Raw genomic sequence first — 15219 nt, 5'->3', positions numbered from 1 at the left:
TTGCGATGCTGATGACCGGAAGGAAAAACACGCTGACCTGAACCCGTGCGGAATTATGCGGAGCGGATTGTCGAAAATCCCTCGCGTTTACAGCGTGATGACCTGACCGCTCCGCATAATCCGTCGCTCGGCATAACAGGCACCGTCCCCTTGCGAGGAAAACCCCGAGAACCATAAGCAGGGCCTCGCCCGGGTGCCTCCGCCCATCAGCCGGACGGGACGGGTCTTGAGGTCGACCCCGAGGATGTCACAGATGCGCTCGAAATCGTCATAGACCGCGTCCCACCAATCGTCGGTGACGGCGGCTTCGCGATACCAGATGCGGGCCTTCTCTTTGGCTGCGTCGGAGAGTTCCGGGAACTGATAGACCGTGGTGCAAATGGTCTCAGGCATCGGGGTCGTCCCCGTTCAGCACTTTGTCGAGCCAGGTCTGAGTACCGACCCAGCCGATGACCTTGCGCGCGCCGAGGTCGATCACTGTTGCTCCGCCCCCGAACGACCCGAGAATGGGACGTGAGGCTGTGTTAGCGAAGTCGAACCCCCAGAGACCCTGAAGGTCGAGATCTTCGGCAAGGCGCAGGACGAAGGCAACCACGCCGTCGGGATCGCCACTCTCGTCATCGCGGAACCAGAGTTCGCCAGACTTCCCTTCGTCGTGCGGCGAAAGTTCGAAGCCGCGATACTGGGGATCATCTGCCTCCTCGTCCTCTGCGCGGCAGCGCTGCAAGATCGCCATCGCGGCGGCAGCCCTTTCGGGCGTGCCGACATCGAGGAGGCAGGAGAAGTGCGTGAAATAATCGGCCATTGGGCCCTCCAGATATTGGGGCGCCCGGCCTGCGTGGCCGGGCGCGATGGAAACTGTGAGATTGGCGGGTGCAGTGCGGATCAGCCCTGCTGCGGCGAGAGCGCCTGATCCCGAGCAGCCTGGTGGGCGCTGAGCAGGTCGCGGTAGTAGCGCTTGCGCGCCGCGCGCCAACTGCGGACGGCGAGCGTGTCGGGATGCAGTCGGCGGATCGCCGTGCGCAGAACCGTCAGGTTCGATACCTCGGGCGGCAGGCCAAGGTCCTGATAGGCGGGGCACATGTCAGCGGACCTCCACAATGGGCGGAGCCAGATTCGGATCGACCAGAGACTCGATCTTCTCGGCCCGGCCCATCCAAGGCTCGGGTCGGATTGCCTTGGCCCAGTCAGTGAAGCTCGGGATGAAGCCGAGATCTTCGCGGACATGCTGCTCGCCGACCCAGCGGGTCGGGATGATGCGCCCGGTGGACAGCGTGATCGTCGGACCGAAGATTGTCTCCGAGAGCCAAATTCCGGCAGAGTGGTGGAACATCGCGCGGTGACGGAAGTCAGCAGAATGGGCTTTCGAGCTATCGTACCAAGCATGAATAGGCTGGTAGTCGTCGACCGTGCCGCCCCATTTTTTCACCGAGGACAGGGCGTGGTGGTAAGGATGGGCCATCGCATCCTCCTCAGAAATCATGGGTGTAGAGTTCGGACGACGTGAAGCGTTCGTTGAACTCGAGGTGGATGGAACGGGCTGCGGCGTCGAAGCAGAACTCGCCAAAGGCGCCGTCGTTGTTTTCCCAACCGCCGTGGGTGTCGCTCAGGAAGTCATAGGCCAGTTGCTCGACGACATCTTCGAGGGAAAGCTGGCGCATCTCGATCTCGGGATTGTCCCAGGTCAGCGCGGCGTAGCCGATTTCCATGGCGGGGAATTCGACGGCGAGATCGCCGTTCCAGGCCGCGATGCTTTCGATCTGGCCGCTGTCACCCTCACCGTCGAAGGTCACGGTGACATGGGTGATACCGGCGGCGGCAAGCCCGTCGAAAAGCCGGTCGCGATTGGCGGGACGCAGCGCGTCGCTCCGGGCGGCGCGTTCTGCTTGCGCGGCGAAGATCGCCGCGAAATCGACGGTCGAAGGAGGCAAAGGGGCCGCAAGGGTGGGTTCAATCTGGGTCATGGGGATCTCCGGGAAGAGGGGAACGGGATGAAACCGGACCGGGTGCTTTCTCTCGCCCCGATCGGCTCGCCACACCCCCCGCCCTCCTCTGTCTCTCGGTGTTCACGCGGCGATCTGCAGGGCGCGGGCGGCGAAGGCGCGCCAGAGGGGATCGACCAGCCGCGCCTCGAGGAGGTCGGCGCGCTGTCGCAGGCGGGCGGCCAAGTCGGCCTCGCGCCAGTCGCTTGCTCGCAGGGATTGGGCGCGCAGCGCACTCGCCTCGGTGACCACCGAGCGCGCCTCACCGGCGTCCTTAACCGGGTGGCACCAGGCGACGCAGCCCGAGGCGGCGAGACCGGCCAGAACCAACCGATCCTCGCGGTCGAGAACGGCAAGGATCTGCGTGCCGTCCTCGGGAACCAAGGCATCTGCGGCGCTGATCGCGCCCTCCATAGCTTCCGCGAGCGTCGAGAACCGTGCCAGCACGACAGGCGGCGCGGTGCCTGACAATGCCGCCGCCGGATGCAGGTTTGGCGTCGTCAGCGCGAAGGACAGGCTGGGATCGAAAGCCGCTGTGGCCAGCGGCGGGGGAAGAGCGGCAAGCGCACCTGCGGGAAGCAGCGGGGCAACATGATCGAACATGGGGGAAACCTCCGGCGGCGCGGGGGCCTCTCCTCCCGCTTCAACCGCCAAAGACAAAACCGCCGCCCTCTTCCTCGAAAGGGCGGCGGCAAGTTCCTGAATGGCGGCAACTGTGCGGTCACATCTTGCCGAGGCCGCGCAGCGAGACCTCGTATCCCGCGCCAACGATGATGTGGTCGTGCAGCGTCAGGCCAAGGAAGCGGCAACCCTTCTGGATTTCCTTGGTCATCGAAAGGTCGGCCTCGGACGGGGTCGGATCGCCGGACGGATGATTGTGGATTAGGATCAGTGCACTGGCGCCGAGGATCAGCGCGCGCTTGATCACTTCGCGCGGATAGACCGGGACATGATCGACCGTGCCAACTGACATCCGCTCGTCGGAAATCAGCCGGTTCTTGCGGTCTAGATAGAGGACGTGGAACCGCTCCTCTGGTCCCCTCACCGTGACGGCACAGTAGTCGCAGACGGCAGCCCAGGAGGTCAGGACCGGGTTGTGGTTCAGATAGCGGCCAAGGATTTCGCGAGCCTCGAGGATCACGGTTTCTTCTTGCGGGGTCATGGGATCGATTCCGGAAAATGAAGGGCAGTTCGTCGCCGGTCTGCGATGCGCAGGCGGCGAGGAGATTGCCGGGAAGGGAGAGGGCAGATGGAACAGCGCGCCCCCTGCCCCGCCGAAGGCGCGGGATCGTGGAGGCGCGACGAAGGCCGGGCTCAGCCGACGCGGTCGAGGAGCTTCTTGGCCCGGCCTTCCATGTCGAGGCGGGCGTCCTGCTGGGTCTTATCCCGCGCAAGCCGGGTGATCCCCTGAACAAAGTCAAAGATGCTCTCGGGCGGCCGATGTTCCTCAAGGAACACCTTTTCGATGATCTTGCTGGTCTCGGCCTTGGAGAAGCCATGCTTTCTCAGGAACTCACCCCGCTCGTCATCGGTCCGCGCCACGATCTGCTGCCGCGCCGCCTTGATGCCGTTCACAAAGCCCTGCGCCGAAGAATTGGCGAAGCGGGTCAGCGCCGGGGCGGCCTCATGGGCAAAGCGCGAAGCGGCATATTTCGAATGGCGGATGGTGATTTCCTGGAAGTCTTCGACGCCCCAGAGGTTCCGGTTCTGACAAACCGCGCGCAAGTAAAAGCTTGCGATGCCAAGGGTTTTCGCGCCAACTTCCGAATTCCAGCAGTAAAATCCCCGGAAGTAAAGGTCGGGCGAGCCATCGGCCAGACGCCCCGCTTCGATCGGGTTGTGATCATCGACCAGGAACAGGAAGACATCGCGATCCGAGGCATAGAGCGTCGTCGTATCGCGGCTGATTTCGACATCGGGGTTGTAGACCCCGGTCGACCAGTCGAGCGTGCCCGGCACTTTCCACCGCGTGTCGCCGGTGCCGTTGCCCGCGATCCGCTGGACCGCCTCAACGAGTTCGTGGTCATGGATACGGCCGTAATCCGGACCGGTCACCGCGCGCAGTTCTGTGCGGCCATCCTCGGTCTCGAAGGTCTTCACCTGCTCGGCGCGATGGGAGGAAAGGCCGTACTGCAAATTGATTGCTGCGAGAGGCGCGGGCAGTTGCCGCAGGTAGGAGGCCGGTGCGCCCACGATGCTGGCGAGCTGGCCGAAGGCCCAATGCGTCGGCGCGACCGGTTCCTGCGCTCGAGGCAGGATAAGTTGCATCCGCTCCGCATTGTCGCGGGACGCCTCGACCCGGATCTCGGGCGTCTCGACGATGCGCGACCGGCTCCGCTCCGACCGCCCCTTCACCGAGGCCCAGAGGTCGTCGAGCGACAAATACCTCTCGTCATCTGGCCGGTTGAACCATTCCGACGAGACGCGCCCGTTCCGCTCGCCCCGGCTCACATCCACCTTGTAGCCACCGGTCTTGCGCGTCTGCACCGGTTCAAGAACTTCCTGAACGCCCATAAGTCACACTCCGCGACAGGTGCCGGAAGCCACTCTCCCAGACCCTCAACCCGTCACCGGAAAACCAGCCCAACTCGGACTCTCGATTCCTGCTGCAAATTGGGACTGACGGTCTCCGTCTGGGCGAAAAACCGGCAGACGCTTGAAGTATGGCCGGGGCTTGCACCCTCTCGCATAAATCCCCAGTTCGAAGAAATCGGGCGGCTTCACGAAGGCGAATTCATGATCGACACATTGACCAAGTTCTTCGAAAGCTACCCGCAGAGCTTCCTGGATACGAACGGCCCCTTCAGGGGCGGGATTTCCCCGGAACTGATGGATCGCATGCTGGAGTTTCGCGATCGGCAGCTGCATGTCTTGTCCTATGCGCACCACTATCGGGTCGACCAGGAAACGGTCCAAATGCTGACCGACCTCGCCTATGGCACGAAGCCTGCTGGCCGCGAGGAAATCTACCGAGAGGCCCAATTCCCGTTTCCGGCACTCCTTGTCGAGTGCCCAGACCCAACCGGTGAAGGCTCCTATGTTGCCCTGACGACGGTGGTGGATAACTGTATGTACACGCAACGCATGATCGTTACCGCCAACGGGATCGTCCCAAGTCTCCTGGTTTTGAAATCCTCGGGCCTGAAAGGCGAATTGATCTTTACCCCTACCTATGAAGCGGCACTGTTGGGACCGAAGCATCCAGAAGGTGAGGCCGCCCTTAAAGGCGAAAGCGAAGTCTGCAGCCACTTCGTGGCGGTCGTGGCCACGATGTGTTCGATGCTGAAATATAAGGGCATGATCGAAACCGAGGAGGTTCAAGCGTACAGTCGACCTGAGCGGCGGCGCGCCGAAAAGGCAGGGAAGCCGCTTCCCGACACGCTTGTTACCCGTGTTCGGCTGGGGTCCGCTGGCAAGATCCAGCTGAAGGCAACGCATGTAGAGCGGGATACTGATGACCCCTCAGGTAAGAGGCGCGCGCACTGGGTAGCGGGCCATTACATGAAACACATGGCGAGACCTGAAAAGGTGTTTCGTATGCCGCATATCCGGGGCGCCGGTCCCGTGATTCCGCAGACGCGCCGAGTTGAATTGCCCGAGATCGCAGATCAACTGGCAACGAAGGAGCGACTTGCGACCACGGGTGAGGTCGAATAGCCAGCGGCAGCTTCGGGCATCACTGCCAACCTCCTCCTACACGATCGTTCGGCCCGCCAGGTTGGTGTCGGACAAAGAAACCGACCGCAATGAGGCATTGCAAACCGTGGAACTCAGATATCCGATCAACCTGATGGGGGCAGAGGGCGGCGCCGAAAACGGCGACGTCGTGACCCGCGACGGTGAATTTCTTGGAACATGGTCCTTTGCAAAGAACGAAGCCGAGGAGACCGGCATTTTTCACTTCACCGCAGATGGTGAGGCGGAACCGAGGTTTTCCGAGAGCGTCCCGTTCCTGACCAGCGGATTGCTCACCGGTCAGGCTATGAGCAATCTGTGCCGATCCATACGAGATTGGCACGAGGGGCAGCCGTAACTCGCATCTTGGCATCAGCGGCAGCTATTCTGGCCCGGCGGGCATCCCCGCCGGGCCAGGTAGTGGGTCGGCTCAGAAGCCGACCTCGTCGTCGCGATCGACCAGTTCGGGCGCATCGCCCTCGGCCGCCTTGGGGCGGCTGAGGAAGTCGATCTTTTCGGCGATGATCTCGCAGCCGTAGCGGTCGACGCCCGCCGCATCGGTCCACTTCGTGTAGTGGATGCGGCCTTGGACCAAGAGCTTCATGCCCTTCTCGCAGTTCTCGGCGACCGACTTGCCGAGGCCGTTGAAGCAGGTGATGCGGTGCCATTCGGTGTCCATCACGCGGTAGCCGTGCTCGTCCCGGACCGCGCGGCCTTCAGAGAGGCGCGGGCGTGAGGTGGCGAGGGTGAAGTGGGTGATCTTCGTGCCGCCCTGGGTGGTGCGGGCCTCCGGGGCCTGACCGATGTTGCCGGCGAGGATGACGATGTTCTGCATGGTGGTTCTCCTGGATTTCGCTGAAGGGGCCATCCCTTCGACAAGACCCGTCAGAAGCCTGTCGGGAGACGTCCGCACGGCTGGGCCATGGACCAGGCGGAAACCCCCGAGGGCCCGGGGTGGCGCGGGCAGCCCTGGCACGGGGCAACACGGCCCGGGCAGGAGTTGGGGTTGCGGGCAGGAAACCGAACAGGCTTAGGGGATTGTCCGTCGAAGGGGAGGTGCCTCAGCCGGATCACAGGGGGAGAAACCCAAGCAGACACGTTCAGATCGATCTCATCCGGCAATATCAGGCCCAGGGGGAACCATCCCGGAAAGGGAGAGTGGGATCACCAAGCCCAACCAGCCCCCCCTGCCCCGCTCGTCTCTTGCCGCGCGGTCCTTGCACGATTACGGCTGCTGCATTGGATCAACCGGAGCACCCGATGCCTGATTTCAACCTCGCGGTCCTGTCGCTCGCCGATCTGCGGGATTTGCAGAAGTCCGTGGCCAAGGCGATTTCCACATTCGAAGCCCGGCAAAAGGCGGAGGCCCGCGAAAAGGTCGAGATGCTCGCCAAGGACCTCGGCTTCACCTTGGCCGAACTGACGGCCCTGGAGGAGCCGAAGCGCAAGCGGGCACCATCGACGAAGATCTACCGGCACCCCGAGAACCCGACCCTCACCTGGTCCGGGCGGGGACGCAAGCCGGGCTGGTTCGCCGCCCATGTCGATGCGGGCAGGGACCCGGAAGAGCTGCTCGGCTGAGAAAGCCGTGGCGACGCGCTGCCGCCTTGGCGGGGGTCATGCAGGCCCCTGCCCTGCCGGATCGATGCCCCTCCAATCACGGTAGGCCCGGGCCTCATGTCCGTGTGCTTTGCATTCGGCACAGAAGCAGGCCTCGAAACCCGTCGACGGTTTCGTGCCGACGAAAACCGCAGGCCGCCCGCATTCATGGCCAAAGGTGCCAGGCTCCGCGTTCACGCAGCGCGGCCAAAGACCGCCGAGCGCGGCAACGGGACGAGAATAGCCGGTTGGAAAACCATAGGGAAAGCAGGTCGCGGCCATGCGCGATCTCCTTGCTTGCGCTGAAGGGAATGCCGACCTTGCGTCGGTGCCTTGTGCCAGTCGGCGTGTACGACGGGCAGGCGAAGGGCCCGGGAGGCGCAGCCGCGCCGCCCGGGCCTTTGCGCGAGACGTGGGGATTAGCCCCAGGGATCGTGCTCGCCGATCACCAGAACCTCGTCACCGTCGATTTCATCGGCGGGGACGGCGCCATAGGAGCCATCCCCAGCCTGGAAGACCACGATGGCAACCATCAGCGTGGCGGCGAGGCTGGCGGCGTAGGCGTGTGCATCTTTGCGGGACATCTTTTCGGCTCCTGTCTGGGAGGCGGAGGACCATCCCCCGCGCGACAGGACCCCGAAGGCCCGAGACGGTCTGACATCACCGGGTGCGTTCGGGCATGCCCCGAATCCGCCCGGCGGCACGGGTTCACCCCGTAGTCCGAGCCCTTGTGGCTTGATCTCGAAGACCGGCCTCGGGCCAAGGAAGGGACGGGCGAGCGGGGGATGGTGCTCTGGCCACAGGAGCCGCCAAGATTGTCCGCATTCTGTGGATGCTCAGCCCGCCAGCCTTGCAGCCAGGATGAAGGTCAGAGCGATTGACCTTGGGGATGGACCCTATGGTACCCTGCCCCCGATGCCGGGGACAGGGTCATGTTGGGAGAGCACCGCCCTCGGGCGGGCTGATGGTTTCTTTCGCAAAGGCTCAGGCGGCGAGGTCGACCTCCCCTGCCCCACCGTCGTCACTGTCGCCGACCACTTCCAGCCTTGCGTTGCGATAGCCCTCCCGGGCGATCCAAAGCTCGGCGGCGGCCCTATTGGCCGCGAGGTGCAGCAGCTCGCTCGTGCCGCCGAAGTCGAGCAGGATCTTCACCTGCCCGGGTTGCGGCACCTCGACGACTTCGAAGGCCAATGTGCTGTCGGCGGAATGGCTGCGCATGATGGTGACAAGGATAATGCCGTCGGAAGAGAAGTTGCCCTCGTGCAGCGTGAAGGAGGCGGGCGCGGTCCAGGTTTGATGGGGGCGCGGCGGTTCCTTCTTCACAAGGCGGCCGATGCCGTTCGACCGCTCCCAGGCAGCGAGCTTCTTGGTGAAGCGCGCGGGCGGTTTGGGGCTGCCGTCGGAGTAACGGACCAAAGCACCCAATGGCGCGGTGTCGATGATGGAGTTTGCAGACATGATTCCTCACTCTGAATGCGAAGAAACGCACTCATTGCATTGATATTGTTTGGTTTTATGTGAAGTGCGGGCGGGTTTCCCCGCCCCCGAAGCTTCAGATCACTCGGCGGCGATCATTTGCGCCGTCTCGGGCGGCAGATCGGAGACGAGGAAGGCCGGAAGGTCGATGTCCTCGAGGGTTTCGACAGGGTCTGCGGTCAAGTCGTCACGATCCCCCACGTCACCGCCCTGCCCCTCCGTGCTTGCCTCACCCTGCAGCGCAACCAGATCGGCACGGCGCAGGACCTCCGGCAACCAGCCGCTGCCCTTGAGGAGCCGCTCGGCCTCCGTGGCCATCTCGGTCTTCTTGAGATGGTCGATCAATTGCGCCGCGCCTTCGCCCTTCGCCTCGCGCACAGCCTCGACAATCCGGACCTTGGGCACGCGGGAGAGATAATTTTCCGCCGTGGGTTCCCAGCCCGCTTCGACCATGTCGAGATCGACGGCCTTTGCCAGCATGTCGGCATGCTTCATGCGGCGGGTGAGACCGGAGGCCGAGATGCCCGCGCCATAGGGGTTCACCCGCTCATGGAGCGCGTTGACGCCTTGGGAGAGGCAATGGGCCAAGAGCGAGAGACGGCTCGCGGCATCAAGCGCCGTGAGATAGTCCCAGAGCCCAGCATCATCGCCCAGAGGGAGCTCGGTCTCCCATGCCGCATGACGCTCCTCGATGGCCTGGGCCACTGCGCTGTCCTTCAGGTCCGGCGCCTGCGCGGCCATGTAGACTGGGCGCACCGAGGCCTCGAGGCAGGATCCCGAGGACGACGACGTGCGGAAGGTGTCGGTCACTAGCTTCAGAAGCAGAAGGGTCAGGGCCACCTCAGGCGACCGCCCCAGGGCCTCGCGCAGCGCAAGGGTGCGGTGGGCTGTGAGTTCCATGACCAGCCGCTCGGGCAAGGGCTTCAGCGCGCCGTCGTCTTCCTCGTCGGGCAAGGCCGAGAGGGGCTGACCTGCCGAGGTAATCACCGTGCCATAGGCGCTGATTGCTGCGCCCTGCCCGTCCGACGCGCCATGGTCGATGCCATCGTCTGGGTTGACCCCGGTCTCGATCGGTGCCTCGTCTTCGGGCCGCACATAGCCACGATGGAGGACCAGCTTGCCCTCACGGTCGAAGGTGACGAAGACCCCTGCCCGCCCGATCTCCACCGGATCGAAGATCACGGGCCGGGTCTCCAAGGCTTCCATTGCATCGGCCAGTTCGCTGAGACGAGCGTCAATGTCCGCGGGGATTTCGTCGGCTTCGGACCACTCGGCGTCGAGTGCCTGGTATTCGGCGAGAAGCTTGGCATGCTCGGCTGCCTCGGCCTCCGACATCGCCGCAGCTTCGCCGGACAGACGACGCAGCCCATAGCCGAAGCCGTAGGGCAAGTCTGCCGCAACCTCGACCCATTTCCAGCCCTCGGCGACGAGCGCCTGAGCCACGGCCTGCAGCTTCTCGCCGACGAGGCGCTCCAGAAGCGCGACGTCTTCCAGCCAGCCGCCATCGTCGCCCTGGAAGAGATCCCGCGCCACGGTCCCGCCCGCCGCTTCATAGGCCTCGATGCCGACGAAGACCGCGCGGCGATCCGACGCGCGGACCGAGGTCTCGGTCAGCATGCGCCGGATGGCGTAAGGTTCCTTGTTCCACGAGCCCTTCACCGCCTCCCAGACTTGCAGCTGGCGCGCAGTATCCGACGTCACGGTAAAGGCCATGAGCTGCTCCAGCGTCATGCCGTCTTCGGCATAGACGTCGAGGAGGGCAGGGGCGACGGAGGTCAGCTTCAGCCGTTGGCGCACGACATGGGGCGTCACGAAGAAGGCAGCCGCGATCGCCTCATCGCCGAGGCCCTTTTCGCGCAAGGCAGCGAAGGCGCGGAACTGGTCGAGCGGGTGCAAAGCGACGCGCTGCATGTTCTCGGCCAGCGAGTCATCCTCGGCGAGGATCGCGGACCCGGCGTCCCGCACGATGCAGGGGATCGGCGCGGTCTTGGCCAACCGCTTCTGCTTCACCAGCAAGGACAGCGCCTGGAAGCGGCGCCCACCGGCCGGGATCTCGAACTTGCCGGTCTCACCGCCTGCCTCATCCAGCACGGGCCGGACGTTCAGGCTCTGCAGGAGCCCACGGCGGGCGATATCTTCCGCCAGCTCCTCCACCGACATCCCGGACTTGATGCGCCGGACGTTGGACTGGCTCAACACCAGCCGGTCGAAGGCGATATCGCGCGAGGGCGACAGGGTCACATTCTGAGCAGCTTTTGCCATCAGACCATCTCCACGACGGGCGCCGGAAGCCACTCTCCCGATCTCATTCACCGTCACCCTTCACCTGCACTTCTCTGACTTTTCTTCGTCTTGACGCGTGTCGCGCAAACTTGGGTGAGACATGGTTGTCTTTGACCAGCGCATTAAGTCGCCACTGGGGGAGCCGCGGTAGTCAAAATGAAGGATGCAGCTGGTCTTCGTAGCAATGTCCACCGCGGTGGACATCACACAGGCACAGACGTCGAAACCGAAAGTGTTGCCAGAATGGCTGATGGTCTGAAGCTATCGGCCCTCTTTCCAAGCGTGATGCTGTGGAAATAGGCTGCGTAGTTTCTAACCCGAGTTCCAAGTTGCAGGAGGATGAAGATAGCAGTTGCTGTGCGCCTAGAACCCACTCGCTTGCTGGCTTCGTTGAAGGTGCCCGGTTGAATACCCATCATCGGCGCGAGGTTCTGTGCATGTCTTTCGATGTCGTCCCATGTTCGGAGCCCCGCTGGAGCGAATGCCGTAGCTTCTCGGCAAATCGCGGTCAGCGTTGGGACGGAGGGAAGCAGATCGCTCTCGACTCTTTCAGATTCTTTTTTTTCTTTTTCGGACTTAGAAAGGTGCCGGACAGTTTGACCGTCATTGGCGGGCAGTTTTGTTGTAATTTTAACGTCCACCACGGTGGACATTTGACCAAGATGGTTCGTGACCTGATCCAGCAGGCAACGATATTCGTCCACTGCCAACTTGCGTCGCATCATTCTGCGAGCGTTTTCTGAAACGGCGCTTCCGGGTTCGATAGTGTCGATATGAGCCAGACCGACGAGAATTTGTTTCCGCAGGAAGACCTGATCGCGGCGGGTCTCTTCGAGTTCTGCGGCAGCATCAAGGAAATCACCGGCGCGTTTCAATAGCGGTGAAAGCGAAAGGCCAAAGCTGACGACCCGACCATCACGCGAGCTGACGCGATAGCGCTTTCGGTTTGGGCTGTCGTGGCGCTCGATCATCCCAAGATCGATGAAACGGTCGATGTGACGACGAAGGGTCCGCTCGTCGATACCGCCGACTCTTCGGCAGATCTCGAAGTTCGATGCGAACACAGTGTCCCCTTGCCCTGGCCGCAGGAAGCTGATGAGGGCCTGCAGGGTCTGGATATGCCCCGGCTTCAGTCCGAAGACACACCTTGCATCGCGCAAGGCTCGAAAGACCGCCCAGATGTCGGGAGGCGTACAATTCTCATGCCGGTCGCGCTGTCTGGCGCCGGCGGTACTTGTGGAAACCTGAGTGAATGCCATGTTTGTTGAACGACGGCCACGTCGGCCCATAGCTTTCCCGGCCTCTCGCACGATTTCTCGTGCAGAAGGCAACAAAAATCATGTCCACCGAATCGGCGACTCTTGACCGGTATGTGGGAGATTGCTACATCATAGGTGCAAATCGATGATGGGCTCTCCGAGGGAAACCTTGGGGGGCTCTTTCTTTTTTGGCCTTCGCTACTCTCCTTCTGCTCGCGTTACATGTTTAGGGGCAGGGATCAGTCTTCCTGCCTTCGCTCTTCCAGCCATTTCTGGAAGAGGTCACGAAGCGTGGCTTCGGCGCGTTCCTCCAGCCAGAGGCCGAAATCTGGATTGTCCTTGCGGTTGACTTTAATCCCGATGGACTTGGCGTCGACGGAGAGGGTCGCAACAACCTTGCCACCCTCATCCTTCACCGTGGAACTGCGTCCCTGCGCTGAGAGGCTTGTTGAACTCTTCGCAGCCCGCTGACAGGCACTGTACACAGTCTGGAACCTGTCGATGCCGGTAGCGTCTTGGGGCAGGGCAGCGAGGGCTGCTCGCGCAACCTCGGTAAGGGGGACCTTTGGGGCGAGAGCTGCAAGATCACCCCACTGACGCCGCCCGGTACCATGCGCCGGGCCGATGAGTCTGATCAACTCGTCGGGAAGTTGTTCGATTACCACTCGGTGATTAGAGATGCCTTGCCTCGTCAATCCAAGTGCGTCCTGGATGACGCCGGGCTTATATCCGGCTTCTTGCATCTCCTTGATGAACAAGGCTTTCTCAATAAATGACGGATCTAGGCGGAGGTTGTTCTCTTGTCCTTGGGCGATCAGCGAAGCGTCGTCATCCAAAGTCCGGACGATTGCCTTGACCGGTCCGCCAACTTTTCTAATCGCGGCAAGTCGCCTGCGCCCGTAAACGACGCGGTAGCGATCCGGCTGGTCAGAGGGCCGAACCATAATCGGGACCTGCTGGCCATGCTTGCGGATGCTTTCGGCTAGCAAGTCGATACCGTCGTCTTCGAAAGCCAGCCGGTCCCGCAAGCCATCGACCTCGATCTGATCAGGGTCAATATCTCGGATGGAGTTGGCCGTGATCTCTCGAAGTGACTCTCGCAGGCCGCCAACGGATCCGCCAAGCTTTGTCGGTTTTGCTGGGGCAGGGGACGAGGCCACGTCCACAGGAGGTTGGTTGAAGATATTTCGGCCCATCAGCGTCGACCCCATGCCATTTGAATCGTCTGCTCAAGCTCGTCCGCGACGTTGTTCACGCTGCTCATGGCCCGGTCGATCGTCTTGCGGATCAACTGGCTCGGATCGACTTCATATATCGTCTGCTGCGTCATTCCGGCGTCCGAAATCGCCGTGGACTTCAGCATAGGTTCCGTCATGACTTGGCCAGCCAGGATCGAACGCAGATACCCTGCCATCTGCGTCTGCGGACCATCTGATGGTTCGTAGCGTGTGATCAGGAACTTCACAAAATCCCAGGCCACCTTTCGCCCGATCGCCTCTTCGACGGTCTGCACGGTCTCTGAAGCAAGTTTTAGGAACTGGCTCATCGAGGCGATATCGAGCATCCCCGGCACCACCGTGACCAAAAGTCCTGTCGATGCTGCAAGAGCAGTCAGGGTCAGGAACCCAAGCTGCGGCGGGCAGTCGATCAGCACCAGATCATAAACTGCGGCGACTTCGTCGAGCGCCAGCGACAGCCTTTCGGCAAAGATAGGCTGCACGCGACGCGCCAGGGCATTCGCCGTCTCGGTTTCGTACTCCGACAGGAGCAATCCAGCGGGTACCATGTCTAGGTTGTGGAAGTAGGTCTTCTGAATGACCGATGAGAGCGGCACTTTGTTTTCATAGCGCAGGGCGTCGTAGACAGTGCCGCTTTCTGCAAACTCCAGCTCGGGCCGGATGCCGAAAAAGGTGGTCAGGCTGGCCTGCGGATCAAAGTCCAGCGCCAGCACCCGATATCCTCGAAGGGCGAACCTCTGGGCAAGATGGATCGTGGCTGTGGTCTTTGAACTGCCGCCCTTGAAATTGACGACCGAGACGATTTGAAGTCGATCGCCGTCCCGGCGGCCCGGCAAATACGCGTCAGCATTCTTTCCGGTCCGGGCAAGGATGTCGCGCAGGGTGTCGATCTCTTCAGCTGAGTAGTAGCGATGCCCACGTCCGTCAGTGAAGACCTCCGGAAAGCTCCCATCCTTATGGCGGTTGCGTAGATTCGACGGGCTGACACGAAGCAGTTCAGCCACCTCCGTTGAACTGAAGCGCCGCAGCGACTTGCGTTCCTCCGGTTGAAAGGCAGCCCGCATTTGCCGGTTCAAAGACTCGGCCAAGCTGTCCGCAAATGCACCGATGTCGGCAGTGCCAACCCCGCGATTGAGTTTCATGCCTCGATCAGTCATTCACTGCCCTCAGGCCCCTACCAGGGCTCTTTCTGATTTTGACGGCATTAAGCCGATCTGACGCGTTTTGTCGTCAGAACCGAAATGACATGAACGCGTGAGTCCATCAAGAAGAATCTACATATGGTGGAGAAAGTTATGCACATCCCTAGCGAGCTTCAACCGAGTGCGCGTGTCCTGTGATCCATAGTCGAAACTGCAAGTGAGCGTTCAAGCTCTTCACCTTCGGTCGCCGCGTCAGAACGGCGACCTTGGAGTCCATGGCGTCTTAAGCCGGCTCGCATTGGCAGTTCGAAAGGTCGCCCAGATCACCGGAGTGTTGAAAGCAGCCCCAGTTTCTCGGCCCGCCCCAAGAGCATCTTCACCGATGACGGCTGTCGCGTTTGGTTCCCGATTTCAATTGAAGCGATTAGCTGAAACCTGAGCGGTCAGGTTGGAGCTTGGCATTTCAGCAAAGGCTCGTCGGAAGGGCAGGGGGCTTACAGGCCTGCGGCCTTGGTCAGGTTCACCCGGAACCTGTCACGCCGCCGCTGGTATCGGCGGGTCATCT

17 protein-coding genes and 1 pseudogene are annotated in these 15219 nt (G+C 62.2%); 3 read left to right on the top strand and 15 right to left on the bottom strand.

From position 1 onward, the window contains the following. Window positions 1-132: 132 nt before the first annotated feature. The 8 genes and pseudogenes from Q8M85_RS15300 to Q8M85_RS15265 form a co-directional block, all read right to left on the bottom strand. Window positions 133-393: pseudogene (locus Q8M85_RS15300) on the bottom strand (antitoxin of toxin-antitoxin stability system); the annotation flags it as partial. Beyond that, window positions 386-805, bottom strand: coding sequence for a hypothetical protein (locus Q8M85_RS15295; RefSeq protein WP_168775836.1), 420 nt, complete (start codon window positions 803-805; stop codon window positions 386-388). The pseudogene Q8M85_RS15300 and the gene Q8M85_RS15295, both read right to left, overlap by 8 nt. Before the next feature lie 80 nt (window positions 806-885). After that, entirely contained in the window at window positions 886-1083 is a 198-nt protein-coding gene (locus Q8M85_RS15290) for a hypothetical protein (protein WP_168775835.1), read from the bottom strand. Between the two features lies 1 nt (window position 1084). Next, window positions 1085-1462, bottom strand: a complete 378-nt coding sequence (locus Q8M85_RS15285) for a hypothetical protein (protein WP_168775834.1) — start codon at window positions 1460-1462, stop codon at window positions 1085-1087. A gap of 10 nt (window positions 1463-1472) precedes the next feature. Further along, on the bottom strand, window positions 1473-1964 hold the full coding sequence (locus Q8M85_RS15280) for a DUF6878 family protein (protein WP_168775833.1): 492 nt from the start codon (window positions 1962-1964) through the stop codon (window positions 1473-1475). 102 nt (window positions 1965-2066) lie between these two features. Then, a complete protein-coding gene (locus Q8M85_RS15275) occupies window positions 2067-2585 on the bottom strand; it encodes a DNA repair protein RadC (RefSeq protein WP_168775832.1) in 519 nt (172 codons plus the stop codon). A 118-nt stretch (window positions 2586-2703) separates the two neighbouring features. Next, window positions 2704-3144: a RadC family protein gene (locus Q8M85_RS15270; RefSeq protein WP_168775831.1), complete on the bottom strand. Its 441-nt coding sequence runs from the start codon at window positions 3142-3144 to the stop codon at window positions 2704-2706. 152 nt (window positions 3145-3296) lie between these two features. After that, window positions 3297-4496, bottom strand: coding sequence for a DUF932 domain-containing protein (locus Q8M85_RS15265; protein WP_168775830.1), 1200 nt, complete (start codon window positions 4494-4496; stop codon window positions 3297-3299). A 222-nt stretch (window positions 4497-4718) separates the two neighbouring features. On the opposite strand from Q8M85_RS15265, the gene Q8M85_RS15260 reads away from it, so the two are divergent. Both Q8M85_RS15260 and Q8M85_RS15255 read left to right on the top strand, forming a co-directional pair. Then, window positions 4719-5639, top strand: coding sequence for a hypothetical protein (locus Q8M85_RS15260; RefSeq protein WP_305546141.1), 921 nt, complete (start codon window positions 4719-4721; stop codon window positions 5637-5639). A 64-nt stretch (window positions 5640-5703) separates the two neighbouring features. Further along, window positions 5704-6015, top strand: coding sequence for a hypothetical protein (locus Q8M85_RS15255; protein ID WP_168775828.1), 312 nt, complete (start codon window positions 5704-5706; stop codon window positions 6013-6015). Window positions 6016-6087: 72 nt separating this feature from the next. On the opposite strand, the gene Q8M85_RS15250 is transcribed toward Q8M85_RS15255, so the two are convergent. Next, window positions 6088-6492, bottom strand: coding sequence for a single-stranded DNA-binding protein (locus Q8M85_RS15250; RefSeq protein ID WP_168775827.1), 405 nt, complete (start codon window positions 6490-6492; stop codon window positions 6088-6090). Window positions 6493-6917: 425 nt separating this feature from the next. Here Q8M85_RS15250 and Q8M85_RS15245 point away from each other — a divergent pair, with 425 nt between their 5' ends. Next, window positions 6918-7238: an H-NS histone family protein gene (locus tag Q8M85_RS15245; RefSeq protein WP_305546139.1), complete on the top strand. Its 321-nt coding sequence runs from the start codon at window positions 6918-6920 to the stop codon at window positions 7236-7238. 437 nt (window positions 7239-7675) lie between these two features. Here Q8M85_RS15245 and Q8M85_RS15240 read toward each other — a convergent pair whose 3' ends face one another. From Q8M85_RS15240 to repA, 6 genes are all read right to left on the bottom strand, one after another. Beyond that, entirely contained in the window at window positions 7676-7840 is a 165-nt protein-coding gene (locus Q8M85_RS15240; protein WP_168775825.1) for a hypothetical protein, read from the bottom strand. Between the two features lie 400 nt (window positions 7841-8240). Continuing rightward, window positions 8241-8714 (bottom strand): hypothetical protein, encoded by a 474-nt coding sequence (locus Q8M85_RS15235; protein WP_168775824.1) that lies wholly within the window; start codon window positions 8712-8714, stop codon window positions 8241-8243. Window positions 8715-8813: 99 nt separating this feature from the next. Beyond that, window positions 8814-10994 carry a ParB/RepB/Spo0J family partition protein gene (locus tag Q8M85_RS15230; RefSeq protein ID WP_112312842.1) on the bottom strand — a complete coding sequence of 727 codons (2181 nt, stop codon included), beginning with the start codon at window positions 10992-10994 and terminating at the stop codon, window positions 8814-8816. A 224-nt stretch (window positions 10995-11218) separates the two neighbouring features. Next, window positions 11219-12274 carry a plasmid replication protein RepC gene (gene repC / locus Q8M85_RS15225; RefSeq protein ID WP_112312841.1) on the bottom strand — a complete coding sequence of 352 codons (1056 nt, stop codon included), beginning with the start codon at window positions 12272-12274 and terminating at the stop codon, window positions 11219-11221. Window positions 12275-12513: 239 nt separating this feature from the next. Continuing rightward, complete coding sequence (gene repB / locus Q8M85_RS15220) at window positions 12514-13470, bottom strand: plasmid partitioning protein RepB (protein WP_305546135.1); 957 nt, start codon at window positions 13468-13470, stop codon at window positions 12514-12516. Continuing rightward, window positions 13470-14654, bottom strand: coding sequence for a plasmid partitioning protein RepA (gene repA, locus Q8M85_RS15215; protein WP_227754464.1), 1185 nt, complete (start codon window positions 14652-14654; stop codon window positions 13470-13472). Before repA ends, repB begins: the two co-directional genes overlap by 1 nt. Window positions 14655-15219: the final 565 nt, after the last annotated feature.

Origin of the sequence: Tabrizicola sp. (assembly GCF_030694085.1) — a bacterium.
Lineage (GTDB): Bacteria > Pseudomonadota > Alphaproteobacteria > Rhodobacterales > Rhodobacteraceae > Tabrizicola.
The sequence above is the reverse complement of the archived record's forward strand: the minus strand, read 5'-3'. Positions and strand labels throughout refer to the sequence as shown.

Excerpts from the sequence above, each read along its gene's own strand:
- Q8M85_RS15295 (WP_168775836.1), bottom strand. The coding sequence starts at position 805 with ATGGCCGATTATTTCACGCACTTCTCCTGCCTCCTCGATGTCGGCACG.
- Q8M85_RS15290 (WP_168775835.1), bottom strand. The coding sequence starts at position 1,083 with ATGTGCCCCGCCTATCAGGACCTTGGCCTGCCGCCCGAGGTATCGAAC.
- Q8M85_RS15285 (WP_168775834.1), bottom strand. The coding sequence starts at position 1,462 with ATGGCCCATCCTTACCACCACGCCCTGTCCTCGGTGAAAAAATGGGGC.
- Q8M85_RS15280 (WP_168775833.1), bottom strand. The coding sequence starts at position 1,964 with ATGACCCAGATTGAACCCACCCTTGCGGCCCCTTTGCCTCCTTCGACC.
- Q8M85_RS15275 (WP_168775832.1), bottom strand. The coding sequence starts at position 2,585 with ATGTTCGATCATGTTGCCCCGCTGCTTCCCGCAGGTGCGCTTGCCGCT.
- Q8M85_RS15270 (WP_168775831.1), bottom strand. The coding sequence starts at position 3,144 with ATGACCCCGCAAGAAGAAACCGTGATCCTCGAGGCTCGCGAAATCCTT.
- Q8M85_RS15265 (WP_168775830.1), bottom strand. The coding sequence starts at position 4,496 with ATGGGCGTTCAGGAAGTTCTTGAACCGGTGCAGACGCGCAAGACCGGT.
- Q8M85_RS15260 (WP_305546141.1), top strand. The coding sequence starts at position 4,719 with ATGATCGACACATTGACCAAGTTCTTCGAAAGCTACCCGCAGAGCTTC.
- Q8M85_RS15250 (WP_168775827.1), bottom strand. The coding sequence starts at position 6,492 with ATGCAGAACATCGTCATCCTCGCCGGCAACATCGGTCAGGCCCCGGAG.
- Q8M85_RS15245 (WP_305546139.1), top strand. The coding sequence starts at position 6,918 with ATGCCTGATTTCAACCTCGCGGTCCTGTCGCTCGCCGATCTGCGGGAT.
- Q8M85_RS15240 (WP_168775825.1), bottom strand. The coding sequence starts at position 7,840 with ATGTCCCGCAAAGATGCACACGCCTACGCCGCCAGCCTCGCCGCCACG.
- Q8M85_RS15235 (WP_168775824.1), bottom strand. The coding sequence starts at position 8,714 with ATGTCTGCAAACTCCATCATCGACACCGCGCCATTGGGTGCTTTGGTC.
- Q8M85_RS15230 (WP_112312842.1), bottom strand. The coding sequence starts at position 10,994 with ATGGCAAAAGCTGCTCAGAATGTGACCCTGTCGCCCTCGCGCGATATC.
- repC (WP_112312841.1), bottom strand. The coding sequence starts at position 12,274 with ATGGCATTCACTCAGGTTTCCACAAGTACCGCCGGCGCCAGACAGCGC.
- repB (WP_305546135.1), bottom strand. The coding sequence starts at position 13,470 with ATGGGCCGAAATATCTTCAACCAACCTCCTGTGGACGTGGCCTCGTCC.
- repA (WP_227754464.1), bottom strand. The coding sequence starts at position 14,654 with ATGAAACTCAATCGCGGGGTTGGCACTGCCGACATCGGTGCATTTGCG.